At 62.5% G+C, this 16,636-nt stretch carries 14 protein-coding genes and 2 tRNA genes; 8 read left to right on the top strand and 8 right to left on the bottom strand.

Going from position 1 to position 16,636, the window contains the following annotated elements:
* Positions 1-6 precede the first annotated feature (6 nt).
* The 7 genes from cls to ACX3OZ_RS10500 all read right to left on the bottom strand — a co-directional run bounded on the left by cls (position 7) and on the right by ACX3OZ_RS10500 (position 6,513).
* Positions 7-1,458 carry a cardiolipin synthase gene (cls, locus tag ACX3OZ_RS10530; protein WP_459104473.1) on the bottom strand — a complete coding sequence of 484 codons (1,452 nt, stop codon included), beginning with the start codon at positions 1,456-1,458 and terminating at the stop codon, positions 7-9.
* A gap of 74 nt (positions 1,459-1,532) precedes the next feature.
* On the bottom strand, positions 1,533-2,576 hold the full coding sequence (locus tag ACX3OZ_RS10525) for a cysteine synthase A (protein WP_459104472.1): 1,044 nt from the start codon (positions 2,574-2,576) through the stop codon (positions 1,533-1,535).
* A gap of 166 nt (positions 2,577-2,742) precedes the next feature.
* On the bottom strand, positions 2,743-3,198 hold the full coding sequence (locus ACX3OZ_RS10520; protein WP_459104471.1) for an SRPBCC family protein: 456 nt from the start codon (positions 3,196-3,198) through the stop codon (positions 2,743-2,745).
* Positions 3,195-4,412, bottom strand: coding sequence for an MFS transporter (locus tag ACX3OZ_RS10515; RefSeq protein WP_459104470.1), 1,218 nt, complete (start codon positions 4,410-4,412; stop codon positions 3,195-3,197). The genes ACX3OZ_RS10520 and ACX3OZ_RS10515 overlap by 4 nt, the downstream gene beginning before the upstream one ends.
* Before the next feature lie 96 nt (positions 4,413-4,508).
* A tRNA-Asn gene (locus ACX3OZ_RS10510) sits at positions 4,509-4,584 on the bottom strand.
* A gap of 100 nt (positions 4,585-4,684) precedes the next feature.
* Positions 4,685-5,305, bottom strand: a complete 621-nt coding sequence (mobA, locus tag ACX3OZ_RS10505) for a molybdenum cofactor guanylyltransferase (protein WP_459104469.1) — start codon at positions 5,303-5,305, stop codon at positions 4,685-4,687.
* The gene (locus ACX3OZ_RS10500; protein WP_459104468.1) at positions 5,302-6,513 is read right to left on the bottom strand and encodes a benzoate/H(+) symporter BenE family transporter; all 1,212 of its coding nucleotides are present in this window, start codon (positions 6,511-6,513) and stop codon (positions 5,302-5,304) included. The genes mobA and ACX3OZ_RS10500 overlap by 4 nt, the downstream gene beginning before the upstream one ends.
* Before the next feature lie 210 nt (positions 6,514-6,723).
* Here ACX3OZ_RS10500 and ACX3OZ_RS10495 point away from each other — a divergent pair, with 210 nt between their 5' ends.
* The 4 genes from ACX3OZ_RS10495 to ACX3OZ_RS10480 all read left to right on the top strand — a co-directional run bounded on the left by ACX3OZ_RS10495 (position 6,724) and on the right by ACX3OZ_RS10480 (position 8,904).
* Positions 6,724-6,864 (top strand): hypothetical protein, encoded by a 141-nt coding sequence (locus tag ACX3OZ_RS10495; RefSeq protein WP_459104467.1) that lies wholly within the window; start codon positions 6,724-6,726, stop codon positions 6,862-6,864.
* Positions 6,865-6,888: 24 nt separating this feature from the next.
* Entirely contained in the window at positions 6,889-8,544 is a 1,656-nt protein-coding gene (locus tag ACX3OZ_RS10490; protein ID WP_459104466.1) for a sodium:solute symporter family transporter, read from the top strand.
* Positions 8,545-8,561: 17 nt separating this feature from the next.
* On the top strand, positions 8,562-8,693 hold the full coding sequence (locus ACX3OZ_RS10485; RefSeq protein WP_459097707.1) for a putative transporter small subunit: 132 nt from the start codon (positions 8,562-8,564) through the stop codon (positions 8,691-8,693).
* A gap of 137 nt (positions 8,694-8,830) precedes the next feature.
* Positions 8,831-8,904, top strand: a tRNA-Cys gene (locus ACX3OZ_RS10480).
* Positions 8,905-9,007: 103 nt separating this feature from the next.
* On the opposite strand, the gene ACX3OZ_RS10475 is transcribed toward ACX3OZ_RS10480, so the two are convergent.
* Complete coding sequence (locus tag ACX3OZ_RS10475) at positions 9,008-9,493, bottom strand: RidA family protein (protein WP_459097708.1); 486 nt, start codon at positions 9,491-9,493, stop codon at positions 9,008-9,010.
* Between the two features lie 228 nt (positions 9,494-9,721).
* Here ACX3OZ_RS10475 and ACX3OZ_RS10470 point away from each other — a divergent pair, with 228 nt between their 5' ends.
* The 4 genes from ACX3OZ_RS10470 (at position 9,722) to ACX3OZ_RS10455 (ending at position 16,372) form a co-directional block, all read left to right on the top strand.
* Positions 9,722-10,378, top strand: a complete 657-nt coding sequence (locus ACX3OZ_RS10470) for a protein-L-isoaspartate O-methyltransferase family protein (protein ID WP_459097709.1) — start codon at positions 9,722-9,724, stop codon at positions 10,376-10,378.
* A gap of 136 nt (positions 10,379-10,514) precedes the next feature.
* Entirely contained in the window at positions 10,515-11,873 is a 1,359-nt protein-coding gene (locus ACX3OZ_RS10465; RefSeq protein WP_459097710.1) for a TolC family outer membrane protein, read from the top strand.
* 211 nt (positions 11,874-12,084) lie between these two features.
* Entirely contained in the window at positions 12,085-12,807 is a 723-nt protein-coding gene (locus ACX3OZ_RS10460) for a PopZ family protein (protein WP_459097711.1), read from the top strand.
* Between the two features lie 805 nt (positions 12,808-13,612).
* A complete protein-coding gene (locus tag ACX3OZ_RS10455) occupies positions 13,613-16,372 on the top strand; it encodes a valine--tRNA ligase (RefSeq protein ID WP_459097712.1) in 2,760 nt (919 codons plus the stop codon).
* Positions 16,373-16,636 lie beyond the last annotated feature (264 nt).

Here is a 16,636-nt window from a genome sequence, read left to right as displayed (position 1 = left end):
AAAATCTCAGAGGACGGGGGAGAACAGGCGTGCGGCCTGGGTCAGGAAGCGCATCGGGACGGTGCGATTGCGGACCTCGTCCATGTCGACCTGGCGACAATGTTCGAAGTCTTCCACCAGCATGGCTTCCACATTGTCGATGGTCTGCTTGTCGGCAAACCACAACGTGATCTCGAAATTGATGGCAAAGGAGCGGTTGTCGAAATTGACGCTGCCGATGGAGGCAATCTGGTCGTCCATCAGCACCACTTTCTGGTGCAGGAAGCCGTTCTGGTAGCGATAGATCGACACCCCATGCTCGATCATGGCGTCGGCATGGGCGATGCTGGCCAGCCACACCAGCTTGTGGTCCGGCGCGTTGGGCAGCATCACCCGCACATCGACACCGCGCAGCTTGGCCGCGAACAAGGCCGTGCGGATATCGGTATCCGGCACGAAATAGGGGCTGACGATCCATAGCCGCTCGCGCGCCCGACCGATGATGTCGGTAAAGGCGATAGCGCATTCTTCAAGCTTATCCGCCGGCCCACTGCCCATCACCAGCACCGATTGATCGCCCGGCGTTTCCACGGTTTCAGGCGGCACCGCCGGCAGGGTTTCGCCAGTTGCCCATTCCCAATCTTCGCGGAACAGCAGGGCGCAGCCCAGCGCTGCCGGGCCGGAAACCCGCACATGGGTGTCGCGCCAATGGCCGAACTTTGGGTTCTCGCCGAGATATTCCACGCCCACATTATGCCCGCCGACCCAGGCATGTTCGCCGTCCGCCACGACGATCTTGCGATGGTTGCGATAATTGATCCGGGTCGGGCCATAAAAGCGCAGGAATTTGTGTCGCTGGTTGAAGCCGGCGACGCGAATGCCGGCCTCGCGCAATTGCGCTCGATAGCGCTTCGGCATGCCGCTGCTGCCAATGTCGTCATACAGCAGGAATACCTGCACCCCGGCATTGGCCCGCTCGATCAGCCGCTCGGCCAGTTCCTTGCCCAGCGCATCGTCGCGGACAATGTAAAATTGCACCAGCAGATAGGTCTTGGCCTTGGCGATGCCCTCGAAGATCGAATCGAAGGTCGCCTTGCCATCCACCAGCAGTTCGACCTCATTGCCATTGAGAAACGGCACTTCGGAAACCTTGGTCTGCACTGGCCATTTATGGCTGGTTTCGCGGTCGATCAGCGCCAGATCCTTGGCGCGCAGCGGTCGCGCTGCGCGGCCATTGCGAATGCGGTCGGTGGCGTAGTCGTCAAACGCCTTCCAGCCGAAGATGAGATAGAAAAATGCCGTGGGCACTGGCAATAGCGCCAGCGCCAGGATCCAGGCGATCGACCCCTGCGAGGTGCGCGACACCATGATTTCGCGCACGGCGCAGGTAAAGGCGAGCAGATAGACGGCGGCCGTAATGGCCGCGACCAGATGCAGGTCGGCGATGATTGCTTTTAAGATGTCGCCGATACCGATCAAGGCGCCTCGCCAGAGTTGTGAGGCGCCACTCTATCAGCCCGCAGCCATTGAACAATCCCGCGCGTGGTGGCGGCTCAGTCCGCCGCGATCACACTGGAAATATCCAGCGGCGTGCGCCCTTCCAGCCAGCTTGGCACCGGCAGGCCCTTGTCGTGGAGGAAGACCGGGTTGAACAGCTTGCTGGCATAGCGATTGCCATAGTCGCACAGCACGGTGACGATGGTCTTGCCCGGCCCCAAATCCTCGGCCATGCGCACCGCGCCGGCGATATTGATGGCGCTGGAGCCGCCCAGGCACAGGCCCTCATGTTCGAGCAGGTCGAAAATATAGGGCAGGGCCTCGGCATCGGAAATCTGGTAGGGATTGTCGATCGTCAGCCCTTCCAGATTGGCCGTGATGCGGCCCTGGCCGATGCCTTCGGTGATCGAATTGCCCGAGGATTTCAACTCGCCATGGGCATAATAATTATACAGGCCCGCGCCTTCGGGGTCGGCGAGGCCGATTTTGACGTCCTCGCTGCGAGCCCGCAGCGCCTGCGCCACACCGGCCAGCGTCCCGCCCGAGCCGACGGCGCAGATGAAGCCGTCGATCCGTCCCGCCGTCTGCTGCCAGATTTCGGGGCCTGTGGTTTCGGCATGCGCCCGCCGATTGGCAGTGTTGTCGAACTGGTTGGCCCAGATCGCGCCGCCCGGCAGCTCGCGATTGAGCTTCTCGGCCAGCCGGCCGGAAATCTTGATGTAATTATTGGGGTCTTTATACGGCTTGGCCGGAACCTCGATGACCTCGGCGCCATAGAGGCGCAGCGCGTCCTTCTTTTCCTGGCTCTGCGTCTCGGGGATGACGATCACCGATTTGAAGCCCAGCGCATTGGCCACCAGCGTCAGCCCGATGCCGGTATTGCCCGCCGTACCCTCGACAATGGTGCCGCCGGGCTTCAGCGCGCCCGATTTCACCGCATCATGGATGATGAACAGCGCGGCGCGATCCTTCACCGACTGGCCGGGATTGAGAAATTCCGCCTTGCCCCAGATATCGCAGCCGGTGCGTTCGGATACCCGGTTGAGGCGGATCAGCGGCGTATTGCCGATGGCGGAAATAAGGTCTTGATGCTTGGCCATGGATCGATCTGGAAAATCTTACAAAGATCGGATGCTAGGGGGCGCTCCCTTGGGCCGCAAGCCACAACCACCTCAGTCGGCACGGCTTTCCGCCCCGGCGTGCTGGCGCGCAACCGCAATGCGCCAACCGCCGGGAAGCAGAAAATCATTCCGTGTCAGGAATGGTCTATTCCATCACCTCGGCCAGATGCTCCAATGCGGAGCTCCACGCCTCGATGGAAAAGATGCGCGATTCCGGATCGCTATGGGCCAGCCCGCGTTCGGTGATCGTGACGCTGGTCTGCTCGTCGCCAATGGCCTTGAAGCTCACTTCCACCACAAAGATCAGCTCTTCCCCGTCCTCGTCGTCATCCTTGTGGACCCACGACATCACCAGCTTCTCGTTCTCGACGAATTGCAGGATTTCTCCGCTGACCGTGTGGTCCTCGGGGTCTTCGTCATCGCCAAAGGTGGTGAACTTGTATTCGCCGCCCTCGAAGGCATCGAGTTCGGCTTCGTCGGCCTGCCATTGCTCGATCAGCGCCGGGTCGGTCCAGGCGGCGAACACGTCGTCGATATGGGCGTCGATGGTGCGGGTCAGCGTGATCTGGCTGGCTTCGTCGGTGTGGCTACCATTGCTCATGGGGTGTCTCGATGCAGTTCTGCCGAGCGCGGCAGGAAGATGGTGAGGATGCCGAGGAACGGCAGGAAGGCGCAGATGCCGAAGACGGTGATGATGCCGATATGGTCAGCCAGCAGCCCCAGCACCGCTGCGCCGATGGCGCCGATGCCGAAGGCAAAGCCGAACACGAAACCCGAGATCATGCCCACCTTGCCCGGCACCAGTTCCTGCGCATAGACCACGATGGCCGAAAACGCCGAGGACAGGATCAGCCCGACCGCGACACTGACGATCGCCGTGCCCGTCAAGTTCATATGGGGCAGCAGCAGGGTGAAGGGTAGGGCGCCCAGGATGGAATACCAGATGACGGTGAGCCGGCCGAACCGGTCGCCGACCGGGCCGCCGATAAAGGTGCCCGCCGCAATCGCTCCGAGGAACAGGAACAGATAAAGCTGCGCCTCCTCGGCGCTCAGCCCGAATTTCTCGATGATGAAGAAGCTGTAATAGCTGGTGATCGAGGAAATATAGACATATTTGCTCAGCAGCAGCGCCCCGATGACCAGGAACGCCACCGTCAGCCGGCGCGGCGACAGCACCTGCCGCGCGACCTTGGCCACTGGCTTGCCGATGTTCGCCCGCTGATGCGCCGCATACCAGCGGCCCACCGCGCTCAGAATCACCAGTCCGGTAATGGCCACCAGCGCAAACCAGATCGTGCTGGATTGCCCGCGCGGCAGCAGGAAATAGGCTGCGGCCAGCGGTCCGAGCGAGGTGCCCAGATTGCCGCCGACCTGGAACAGCGATTGGGCAAAGCCCAGCCGCCCGCCCGATGCCAGCCGCGCCACGCGCGATGCTTCGGGATGGAAAATGGCCGAACCGACGCCGCCGATCATGGCCGCGAGAATCAACAGGCCGAAATTATTGGCCGTGGCGATGAGCACCACGCCCGCCAGCGCGAACAGCATGGAGACGGCCAGCGCAAACGGCTTGGGATTGCGGTCGGTGTAATAGCCGACCAGCGGCTGCAGCAGCGAGGCGGTCATCTGCTGGGCGAGGGTAATCAGCCCGATCTGCAGATAGTCCAGCCCATAGGCGTCCTTGAGCAGCGGATAGAGCGCCGGCAACAGGAACTGCATGAGGTCGTTGAGCAGGTGGGAGGCGCTGACCGCCAAAATGATGATGAGCGATGTCCGCTGCACCGCTGCGGGTGCGGTCTTGCTCGAAACGGCGTCCATGGGGGAAAAATCCAATGCCTGAATGACACGCAGCCCTACCGCGCCGAAGTGGCGCTGGCAATGGCGGGGCAAGGTGGAATTGGGGGTAGGAAGAAATGGCTCCGCGAGCTGGACTCGAACCAGCGACCATTCGATTAACAGTCGAACGCTCTACCAACTGAGCTATCGCGGAACACACATTTCAGATGCCTTCTGGGTGAAGGCGAGGTCCGTTTAGCGAACTTGATTTGGTTTGCCAAGCCCCATTTGCAGGCTAATCATTTTAGTTGTGGTTAGAGCGGCTTATCGCGGGCCAATCTTTCCAGCGAGAGCAGATCGGCCAGCGTGTTGAGATTGGCGAATGGGTTGTCGGTGTAGTGGGGCGCCCAATCCACCCGCCGCGGGCCCAGTGCTTCATGCAGCGCCTTGAGGCTTTTCGGGCCTTCGCCCCGCAATACCTGCTGTGGCAGGCCAGCCAGCGCCGCAAGCTGCCAGATGGCATTGGGCGGATAGAACTCCGCGCCCCAGGCCGCGTAGGCAGCCGGCGCATCGCCCAGACCCGCCTCCATCGCCGCGACAAAGTCGCCCGGCAGGAATGGCGTATCCACCGTCACCGAAATCAGCAGCCCCGCATGAATGCCGCGCCGCTGCAAGTTATCCACAGCGGCGGCCAATCCGGCCAGCGGTCCCCCCACCGGTCCCGGCAGATCATCCACCGCAAGGGAATCGCCTGACGCCACCGCGCGCCCAGAATCAGGCCCGGTCGAAATCATCAGCGGTGTGGCCACGCCGCCCAGCGCCGCCGTGACCCGCTCCAGCAGCCGTTTCCCGCCGATACGCAGATCCGCTTTGCGCACCCCGCCTAGCCGCGCGCCCTGGCCGCCGGCAATGATCACGGCATGCGGCAGGCTCACTTGCCGGTGGTCCCGAGCGCCGGTTTGAGTCCGAACCGCAACAGCAGCAACATGCCGATACCGGCCACCAGCCCCCAGAACGGTGCGCCGACTCCCATTATGGTGATTTCCGAGGCCGTGGTGACAAAGGTCAGAATCGCCGGCAACCGCGTTTCTTCCTGCACCAGCGCGCCCGAGAGCGCCGCCGCCAGGCTCGATAGCAGCGCCAGCCCCGCCACGGCCTGAATCAGCAAGGGTGGCGATGCGGCGATGAAAGCCGCCGCCAGCGCCGCGCCGGGTGCCAGCAGCAGATACACCACGCCGGCCGAGATCGGCGCCGGCCAGCGGTGATTCTTGTCGGGATGCGCCTCCGGCCCGGCGCAGATCGCCGCCGTGATCGCCGCCAGATTGCTGCTATGGCCGCCAAAAAACGCGGTAATGGCGCTAGCGATGCCGGTCAGCACGAACAAGGGCGCCGGCCGCACCGAATAGCCATTGGCCTGCATCACCGCCAAACCCGGCAGATTCTGCGACGCCATGGTGACGATATAGAGCGGCAGCCCGATGCGCAGAATCGCGTCCATAGTGAATACCGGCATCACCAGCACCAGGCTGGGCCAGCTGCCATCCAGCGCCCCCGGCGGCAGATTCGTCGTGCTCGCCAGCACAATGCCGGTCACCACCACGGCAATCGGCACCGCATAGCGCTTGGCAAAGCGCAGCCCGAGCATCCATGCCAGCAGAATCGGCAGCGCCAGCGCCGGCATTTCCGCCACCGCCTGGATCGGCGCCAGACACAATGTCAGCAGCATGCCAGCCAGCATGGCATTGGCCAGCGGGGCAGGGAGCGCCGCAATCAGCCTGGCCAGCGGCTTGATCAGCCCGGTCAGTATGATCAGCACCGCCGCCACGAGGAACGCGCCCGCCACGGCCGGAAATCCCCCGACTGGTTCGCCCACCGTCAGGATGAAGGCCACGCCCGGCGTCGACCAGGCAAAGCTCACCGGCAGTTTGACCCGCGCGCTGACCACGATGTTGAGAATGCCGATGGCGATACACACGCTCATCAGCCCCGAACCCGCCTGCTGCGGCGAGGCTCCGGTGGCCGTCAGCGCCGCCAGCACCAGGGTGAAGGTGCTCGCATAACCCACAATGGCCGCCAGCGCTCCGGCCATGATGGGCTGGAAGTAATTGCGCTGTCCCGCGCCGATTGCCGCTTGTTCTGTCACCGCTGCGTCCCCATGTCCTTGGGAGCAACCTAAGCAAGCCTGCCGCAGTGGTGAAGCCATAAACCGCATCGCTGCGCGGTGACCCCGCGCCGCCCGCCAGCGCCGCTTTTTGGGCCAAATCTGGGCCTGAATCGCGCTGTTTTGGGGCGAAGGGTAGCTTTTTGTGGTCACTGCCTATATGTAGAGCGGGCTGCGTGGCAGCAAACTCTGATGAGCGACCTGTTCTCGTTCGTCCTTTTGGATGGCTTTGCCGTCCCCGTTGTCAGCAGTCAGTTGGCACCCAAACCGAGCCCCGATGTGCCGCAACTTTTTGTTGCTGGCTACGCTATTGCCGTTTGCGCATCGGATTAAACAGCAACGCCACCAAGAGGCTAAATGCAACTCCAACAATTAGGGACACCCCTAACTCTTTTCCTGCTCCTGATCTTTTTCGGCGGCACGTTTTTTATCTCCCTCTCCATTGGCAAGAAGAAAGAAAACGCCGACAATTACATGACTGCCGGCAATAATGTCGGACTTGGCGTCTCGGCCGCGTCGATGACCGCCACCTGGATCTGGGCTTCCTCCCTCTACGCCTCGGCCACCTCTGGCTACACTTACGGCGTCTCCGGCCCCATCCATTACGGCCTCTGGGGCGCTCTGATGATCCTGTTCATCTACCCCTTCGGCAAGCGCATCCGCAGCCTCGCCCCCAAAGCCCATACTCTCGCCGAAATCCTGCATGCGCGGCATGGCCAATCCAGCCAGTTGATCCTGGCCGGCTCCAATATTCTGGGGAGCCTGTTGAGCCTGACCTCCAATTTCATCGCGGGCGGCGCGCTGATCGCCATGCTCTCCCCCTTGTCCTTCACCGCCGGCATTCTCATGGTTGGCAGCGGCGTGCTGCTCTACACCCTGTGGTCCGGTCTGCGTGCATCCATCCTGACTGACTTCATTCAGGTCGTGGCCATGCTTGGCGCGGTGGTGATCATTGTGCCGGCTGTGTTCTTTGCCGCCGGCGGGACGGAGATCTTCGTTGTCGGCGCAGTCAATCTGACGGCTCAGCAAAGCTCGTTCTTCTCTTCCGATGCCTTCATGAACCAGGGCGCGCCCTATATCGCCGCCGTGCTGGCCTATGCCATCGGTAACCAGACCATCGCCCAGCGGCTGTTCGCCGTGCGCGAGGACATGATCAAGCGCACCTTCGTCACCGCCACTATCGGCTATGGCGCCACGGTGATCGGGGTCGGCATTCTGGGCGTGCTCGCGCTCTATCTCGGCGTCGAGCCGCTGGATGGTGATGCCAACAACCTTATTCCGCAGCTCGCCTCGAGCTATCTGAATATCGGTTTCCTCTGCATCTTCTTCATCATGATCATCGGCTCGCTCGCCTCGACTGCCGACTCCGACCTGTCTGCACTGTCGTCCATCATGATGGCCGACATCTATGGGCGGAACCTGGCGAAAAAGGATGCGGCCAATCCCAAGCTGATGCTGCTGATCGGGCGCATCACCATGATCGTCGCCACGATCGTCGCGCTCTTCTTTGCCAGCAACAAGTTCAACATTCTGGACCTGCTGGTGCTGGTTGGCGCGATCTGGGGCGCTCTGGTGTTCCCGGTGATTGCCAGCTTCTACTGGAACAAGGTCACCAATCCGGCCTTCACCACCTCGGTGCTGGTTGCGCTCGCCGTGTTCTTCCCGGTGCGCTTCGGCTTCATCGAACTGGTCGGTCCCGTCGCCTTTGTCTCCGACATACTGGCGGTGATCGGGGTCGGCGTGGTTGCCGGGCTGATGGCCTTCGGCTTCTTCGGCGGCAAGGTGGCCCGCATCGTCGGCGTGGTCGCCATCATCGCTGTGGCGCCGTTCGGCATCGGTGCGCTGCATGCCTATCCGGTGCTGACCGCTTCGCTGCTGGCCTACGCCATCAGCGCCATCATCTGCACCCTGATGTCATGGCGCAGCGACATGAATTTCGACTTCTCTTCCATCGCGAAAAACACCGGCAATTTCGATGAGGCGGAAATTCTCGCCGCGTCGTCCAGCCGTTAATCCTGAAAGGAAATCTCATGACCCCCATTCTTCTCACCGCCTATGTGCTGGCTTTCCCCGTGATCGTCGCATTCGTGCTGTTCTACCTCGTCCGCGCCTTCCACGCCGACTGGCTGCAGGCCAAGGCTGAAAACCGCTCGATGATCTAATAATAGCGAAGGCCCCGGCAGAAACGCCGGGGCCTTCGCTATTTGCTCGATCCGCAGCGACCTGTTCAGAAAATTCACCGTCCAATCGCCGGGGTCTTGCATAAGCCAATGCAGTCCAATAGGTACTGCGCATGTGAGGCCACGTGGCGGAGTGGTTACGCAGCGGATTGCAAATCCGCGTACTCCGGTTCAATTCCGGACGTGGCCTCCAATTATTTCCCCACATTGCTATTTTGCCCGCAGCGCCTCAGCGTCAGGCTCGCCAAAGCGCATGGCCCGGGCTTCTGGGAAGCGCCGGGCCATGGTGATGGGTCTTAGGGGCGAACTGCGGTCACTTCGATTTCCACCAGCCAGCCGGGGCTGACCAGGCCCGCAACGGTCATCACCGAGCGGGATGGCAGATTGGGCTGGGCTTCAGTGCCGAAGAACTGGCTGTAGCCCTTCATGAAGCCCTGGAAATCCACCGGCGTTCCATCGGGCGCCACCAGAAATGCCTGCATCTTGATGACGTCGCCCATGGTGAGGTCCAGGTCAGCCAGCGACTTTTCGATCGATTGCAGCACGCTGACGGTCTGGGCTTCCATGTCGCCAAAGGCGGCAGTGGTCGAACGATCAGCGGCGCTGTCGATCACCGACGGCACCGCACCGCTCAGATAGACCGTGGTCATGCCGGCCGGCACTTCTACCGCCCGGGCGATGGGGAAATTGGAGCCAGGCGTGGTGTGGCGAATCACGTCCTGCGCTTGTGCTGCACCCAACAGTGCCAGCGACAGACCGGCGGCAATCAATATCGACTTCATGAATTATGCTCTCAATATGAACAATGTTAAGACCGGGGGGACCCGGTGCCATTCCTGACCTGTCCCATAGGTGTCGCGAATTCGGCAAGAGTTTGATCAATCCACTGGTCTGCCGAATTATCCCCAGTCTGTTCAACACTTTGCACTGATTGCATCTCACCGCTTGTCAGCCCGGCGCGCGGACGATATTCACGGCCGGCATATGAACTTGCGAGCAGGGCGGTTTTGATGGTCGATTTCGAGCGCGCACGCGCCCACATGGTGGATAGCCAGCTGCACACCAGCGGCGTCATCAATGTGCGTATCCTGGGGCAGATGCGAGCCCTGCCGCGCGAGAATTTCGTCCCCGCCAGCCGCCGCGACATCGCCTATGTCGATGATATCCACTGGTTCGGCGCCCGGGGCGCCAGCCGCTTCATGGCTGCGCCGGCCACGCTGGGTAAACTCCTGCAGCTTGCCGACATCGCCGAAACCGACGCCGCACTCGATATCGGCGCCACCACCGGCTATTCCACCGCGGTGATCGCCGGCCTGGCCTCCAGCGTTATCGGCATTGAAGCCGACGCCGCTTTGGCCGCCCAGGCCGCCGCCAATCTGGCAGCCAGCGGCCTGAGCAATGCCAGCGTGGTGACCGGCGCCGTCGGCCAATTCGGCAAGGCGCGCTTCGATGTCATCATGGTGCAGGGCGCACTTGCGAGCGTGCCTCAGGACTATATCGATGCGCTCAAGGATGGTGGTCGTCTGGTCGCCATGGTGGCGTCGGGCGGCGTCGCGGTGGCCAATGTGTTCGTCAAATCCGGCGGCAAGGTCACGGCCCGCGCCGAGTTCAATGCGTTTTTGCCGCCGCTGGTTACGGCGCCAGCGGATCAAGTCTTCGTTTTTTGAGAAAATACCGCCGCCGGTGTGACCTGTGGAGCACGACGGTGGACTAATCGTACACGAATGTTCGGTAATGATTGCTATGGCTGATTGTGAACCCTATCTGCCGCGCATAAAGTTCTGGGGTTATTGGAGTCGGGCAATGGGTCTACGCGGAAAATTGGTGGTCAGCGGTCTGGCCCTGGCGTTGGCAGCCGCTTCGGTCGGCGCTGCGCAGGCTCAGTCGATCACCCAGGCGCTGACGATCGCCTATGATCATGCTCCCGATTTGCAGGCGGCGCTGCTCAGTGCCAAGGCCTCGGCAGAAAATGTGGCGCTGGCAAATGCCGGCAAACGCCCGACCATCGGCGCCTCGCTCGGCGGCAGCTATGACTGGACCACCGCTGGCGGCAGCTTTGCCGCCTCCCAGTCGGTGACCGCGGGCCTCTCCTACAACCAGACTATTTTCGACAATTACAAAACCGACGCCCAGATCGAGGCCGCCCGCGCCGGCGCCGAGGCGGCTGAATACCAGATCCGCAATACCGAGCAGAACGTGCTGCTCGCCGTCGTCCAGGCCTATATGTCGGTGCTGCGCGATCGCCAGCTGGTTGCCCTGCGCCAGGAAAACACCAATTTCTTCCAGGCCCAGCTCCAGTCCGCCCGCGATCGTCTCGAAGTAGGCGAGGGTACTCGGATCGATGTGGCGCAGGCCGAAGCCCGGCTGGCCCAGGGTGACGCGACCTATCGCGCCGCACAGAGCAGCCTCGAAATGAGCCAGGCGACCTTCCAGCGCTATGTTGGCGTGGCGCCGAAAAACCTCGAGCCGGCGCATAATTACGGCCGTCTCATTCCCAATTCGCTGCAGGCGGCCATGTCCGAGGCCGAAGTCGGCCATCCGGCAATCCTGCTGTCCAAGGCCGCCATCCGCGCCGCGCAGGCCGGCAGCGATGCGGCCCAGGCCAGCTTCGGTCCTTCGGCCAGCGTTTCGGGCACGATTGGCACCGGTTTCAGCAGTGTCGGTGGCGCTCAGGGCGTTGGCGGCAAGCTGGGTTTCCAGATCACCGTGCCGATCTATGCCGGCGGCGCCATCGGCGCCAATGTGCGCAAGGCTAATATCGAGCAGATCAAATCCGAGGTCGACGCCATGTCGGCCTATGACCAGATTCGCGAAGCGGTGATTTCCGCCTGGGCCGGCATCCAGAGCGCCGACGCACAGATTTCCGCCGCCAACGCCGCTGTTTCGGCCGGCCGCACCGTGCTGGATGGCGTGATTCAGGAACGCGATCTGGGCACCCGCACCACGCTGGACGTACTCAACGCCCAGGCCGAGCTGACCACGGCGCGCGAGGGGCTGATCAACGCCTCCACCAATAAGGTGATCGCCACCTTCTCGCTGCTCTCCGCCATGGGCCGCCTCACCGCCACCGATCTGGCGCTCAATGTCGAGGTCAAGTCGGCCGTGCATTACAATCAGGTCGTCGAAGACGTCTGGCAGGAATTGCGCACCGTCGCCGATTAGAGCTGCCTCGGCGCAAGTCGTCACGCTCCAACATCCAGAATTGGTGGCCGGGTCATTCCCGGCCACAAGTTTTAGTGGAAGACCTGCTTGTGGACAGCCTCAGCGATTCCTAATTGTGGCAACCGGGTTTAAGGTGTTGGTGACGAATCAGCTCAGTCGCCTCCGGCGGAGGGCGCTGACTGGTACGGGCGCGCACGAGTAAGAGGCACTGATGAACAAGCCGGCACCCAAAGAACCCTCTATGGACGAAATCCTGTCGTCCATCCGGCAGATCATTGCTGATGACGATGCCGCCGGGGTGCCGCGTCGACCCTCCATCCAGGCGGCGCCACCGCCGATGCAGGCCGCACCCGCCCGCCCCATGGCCGATTCGATCGACCGCGACCTCAGCGACATGCTTGACGATATCGAGCCGCTGGCCCTGTCGCCGGCGCAGATCGTCGATGCGGGCGATGACGATGTCGGTGGTTTCAGCTTTGACTCCATCCTGGCCGATACCGCTGTCGACGAGGAGCCCGTTGCTGCCGCGCCGCAGCTGGTCGATCCCGATGATATTGCCTTCGACCTGACCTCCATCGAAGACGAGGAAGAAGAAGAGCTTCCCGCTTTCGATCCGCCGGCTCCCGCTTTCGTGGCCCCCGAGCCGCCGCCGCGCCCGCTGGCCAGCGTCGCCCAGGCCGCGCCGCTCCCCGATCCGACCCTGTCCAGCGACATGGCCGATCAATTGCTCGAGCCCGCCACCCAGGCTGCGGTTCGCAGTTCGATCACCCGGCTGCATGGCCTTGGCCTCGGCAATTCCGGCGCCACCATCGAGTCGCTGATGCGCGACATGCTGCGCCCCATGCTCAAGGAATGGCTGGACGAAAACCTGCCCTCCGTCGTTGAGCGCATGGTCGAAAAAGAAATTTCGCGTATCTCCCGCGGCGAACTCTAGCCGTCCACCCACCGGGTTCACCCTCCCCCTTGCGGGGAGGGAGAGCGAGATAGGACTTAGCTCTTCGCTAAGTCCGTCATCGAGCCGGGAGGGGGTACGAGAGCCCCGGTATCCCGACCAAACCACCCCCACCCTTGATCCCTCCCCGCAAGGGGGAGGGTGTCGACTGCAGCTGCAGTGACCACAATTGCCTCCGCACGTCACCCTCGGGCTTGACCCGAGGGCTCTACACTTCCCGTACCGCAGCAATTGCAACCCCCTCGGGTCAAGCCCGAGGGTGACGATCCGGGTTAAACTTGCGAACGCACCCACCACCGTCATCACCGGGCCTGTCCCGGTGATCCATCTTCCTGCCCCCACTTATCCATCTTATCCCCGCCCCCAATTCCTCCCGCATACTCCCCCTCATCTTCCGGGATACAGGCGGCGCTGCAGCGACCGGTGTCCGGATTGACGGTCGGGAGGGGGGAGGTCGCGCTCCGCCCTGGGCTGCGCGGATGGGGCTTTCTGGCATGGGGCTACGGGTCCATGCTGGGGCTTGCGGTCTGCCTTCCGAGAAAAACCCGACGCCCCGAGGCGATTGCCGTCTCACTATTTTACATTACATCGAGGCGGTCGCCGCCTCGGGGCTCCGCCTGTTTCCAAGCCGACCGGCTGTTGCCGGGCGGGGCATAGCCATGCGTGTGTTCCTGTTGACCGCACCCCGCGCATTTGATTGAAGTCAGCCAACCTATTTGTTCGGCCCGCCAATCCCTTCTCACTTGAGAAGGCTCCCTTGGCTTGTCGCTGCTGTTGCGAGTGATCCATGCTTGAAAAGTCCTATGAGCCCGGCGCCGTCGAGACCCGTATCTATGCCGATTGGCTCAAGGCGAATGCCTTTGCCGCCGGGGCCGGAGCCGCGCCCGGCGCCGAGACTTTCACCATTGTCATCCCGCCGCCCAACGTCACCGGCTCGCTGCATATCGGCCACGCCCTGAACAACACCATTCAGGACATTCTGGTGCGCTTTAACCGGATGCTGAAAAAGGACGTGCTGTGGCAGCCGGGCATGGATCATGCCGGCATCGCCACCCAGATGATCGTCGAGCGCCAGTTGATGGAGCGCCAGCTTCCCGGCCGCCGCGAGATGGGCCGCGAGAAATTCCTTGAGCGCGTCTGGGAATGGAAGGGCGAAAGCGGCGGCACTATTTTCAATCAGTTGCAGCGCCTGGGCGCCTCGGCGGACTTTTCCCGCGAACGCTTCACCATGGGCGAAAACGGCGCGCCGGACGATCAGATGGTCCGTGCCGTCACCAAGGTGTTTGTCGAACTGCACCAGCGCGGCCTGATCTATCGCGCCAAGCGCCTGGTCAATTGGCACCCGGGTCTCGAAACCGCCATCTCCGATCTCGAAGTCGAAAACATCGAGATCAAGGGCCACATGTGGCACCTGCGCTATCCCCTGGCCGATGGCGTCACTTACCAGTTCCCGATCGCGCATGACGAAGAGGGCCAGCCCACCGAGTGGGAAACCCGCGACTACATCATCGTCGCCACCACGCGCCCGGAAACCATGCTCGGCGATAGTGGCATTGCCGTGCATCCCGAAGACGAGCGTTACGCGTCGCTGGTCGGCAAGTTTGTCGACCTGCCGCTGGTCGGTCGCCGCATTCCCATCGTTGCCGACGACTATGCCGATCCGGCGCTCGGCACCGGCGCGGTCAAGATAACCCCGGCCCATGATTTCAACGACTTCGAAGTCGGCGTTCGCAACAATCTCGAGCAGATCAACGTCTTCACCACGCGCGGCGAGATCATCGCCGACGAGTTCATCCCCGCCGCCTATCGCGGCATGGATCGCTTTGCCGCCCGCAAGGCCATCGTCGCCGACCTGACCGCGCTGGCTGAAGAAAACCCGACCCGTGGCCTCGATCACATCGAGGACAAGAAAATCATGGTGCCGCATGACGAGAAGTCCAAACTCGTTGTCATCGAGCCCTTCCTGACCGACCAATGGTGGGTCAAGGCCGACGTGCTGGCCCAGCCCGCCATGGCTGCCGTCCGCGAAGGCCGCACCAAATTCGTGCCCCAGCAATACGAAAACACCTATTTCGCCTGGCTGGAAAACATCAAGCCGTGGTGCATTTCGCGCCAGCTGTGGTGGGGCCATCAAATTCCAGCCTGGTACGGCCCGGATAACCACGCCTTTGTCGCCGCCAGCGAAGCCGAAGCCCAGGCTCAGGCCGACGCGCATTACGGCGCGCCGACGACCATCACCCGCGACGAAGACGTGCTAGACACCTGGTTCTCCTCGGCACTCTGGCCCTTCTCCACTCTGGGCTGGCCTGACGAGACCGCCGAGCTGCGCCGCTACTACCCGACTGACGTGTTGGTCACCGGCTTCGACATCATTTTCTTCTGGGTTGCCAGAATGATGATGATGGGTCTTGAGTTTTTGGATGAAGAGCCGTTCCACACGGTTTACATGCATGCGCTGGTCCGCGACGAAAAGGGCCAGAAGATGAGCAAGACCAAGGGCAACGTCATCGACCCGCTGGAGCTCATCGGCCAGTACGGCGCCGACGCCACCCGCTTCACCCTGGCCGCCATGGCTGCACAGGGCCGCGACCTCAAGCTGTCGCTGCAGCGCGTCGAGGGCTATCGCAACTTCGTCACCAAGATCTGGAACGCCGCACGCTTCCTCGAAATGAACGAGTGCCGCCGCGTCGACGGCTACGATCCCAAGGCCAATACGCTCCCGCTCAACCGCTGGATCGTTGGCGCCACCGCCCGCGCCGCTGCCGCCGTCACCCAGGGCATTGTCGACTACAAGTTCAACGAAGCCTCCAACGCCGCCTATGACTTCGTCTGGGGCACCTTCTGCGACTGGTATGTCGAATTCGCCAAGCCCGTCTTCATGGGCGAAAACGAAGCCGCCAAGGCCGAAACCCGCGCCACCGCTGCCTGGGCGCTGGATCAGATCCTGGCCATCCTGCATCCCTTCATGCCCTTCGTCACCGAAGAGCTGTGGGCGGAAACCGGCAAATTCGGGCCGGCTCGTGAAGCGATGCTGATTCTGAGCCAATGGCCCGATCTGGCCGGCCTCGAAGACCCGGCCGCCGATGCCGAACTGACATGGCTGATCGACGTCATCACCAATGTCCGCTCGGTCCGCAGCGAAATGAACGTGCCCGCCAGCGCCAAGCTGCAAATGGTCGTGGTCGGGGCAGGGGACGAAACCCTGCGCCGTCTCGTCGCCGGCACCTCGCTGATCACCCGGCTGGCTCGCCTTGAGGAAATCTCGCCACAATCGACCGTTCCGGGCGAATCCGCCCAGTTCGTCGTCGGCGAAGCCACCTGGGCCCTGCCGCTGGCCGGCGTCATCGACATCGCCGTCGAAAAGGCCCGCCTCGAAAAGGAAGTCGGCAAGCTCGACGCCGAGATCGCCCAGATCGACAAGAAGCTCGGCAACGAGCAGTTCGTCGCCAAGGCGCCCGAGGAAGTCATCGAAGAGCAAAAAGCCCGCCGCGACGCCGCCATCGAACGCCGCCACCACATCACCGAAGCCCTCAAGCGCCTGAGCTGACGGGCACCATCTAGCCCGGCCCACCAAACGATACCTCCCCCTTGATGGGGGAGGCTACGAGGGGGTGACGGAGAGCCCCGATAGCAGGGGCCTCTCCTCCCACCACCCATATGTGACGATTCCGCAACAGCCCGTATGAATCGATTTCACTGCCCCCTGCGGCAACCATTTGGCGATGTTTGTCGCCACAATCTCCCCATACACGAGACGGTGTAGGCATCTGGGGGCGGATGACTGCAAGCGATGCGGAGGAATCCGTGTTCT

The organism is Devosia sp. A369 (assembly GCF_054489345.1).
The sequence above is the reverse complement of the archived record's forward strand: the minus strand, read 5'-3'. Positions and strand labels throughout refer to the sequence as shown.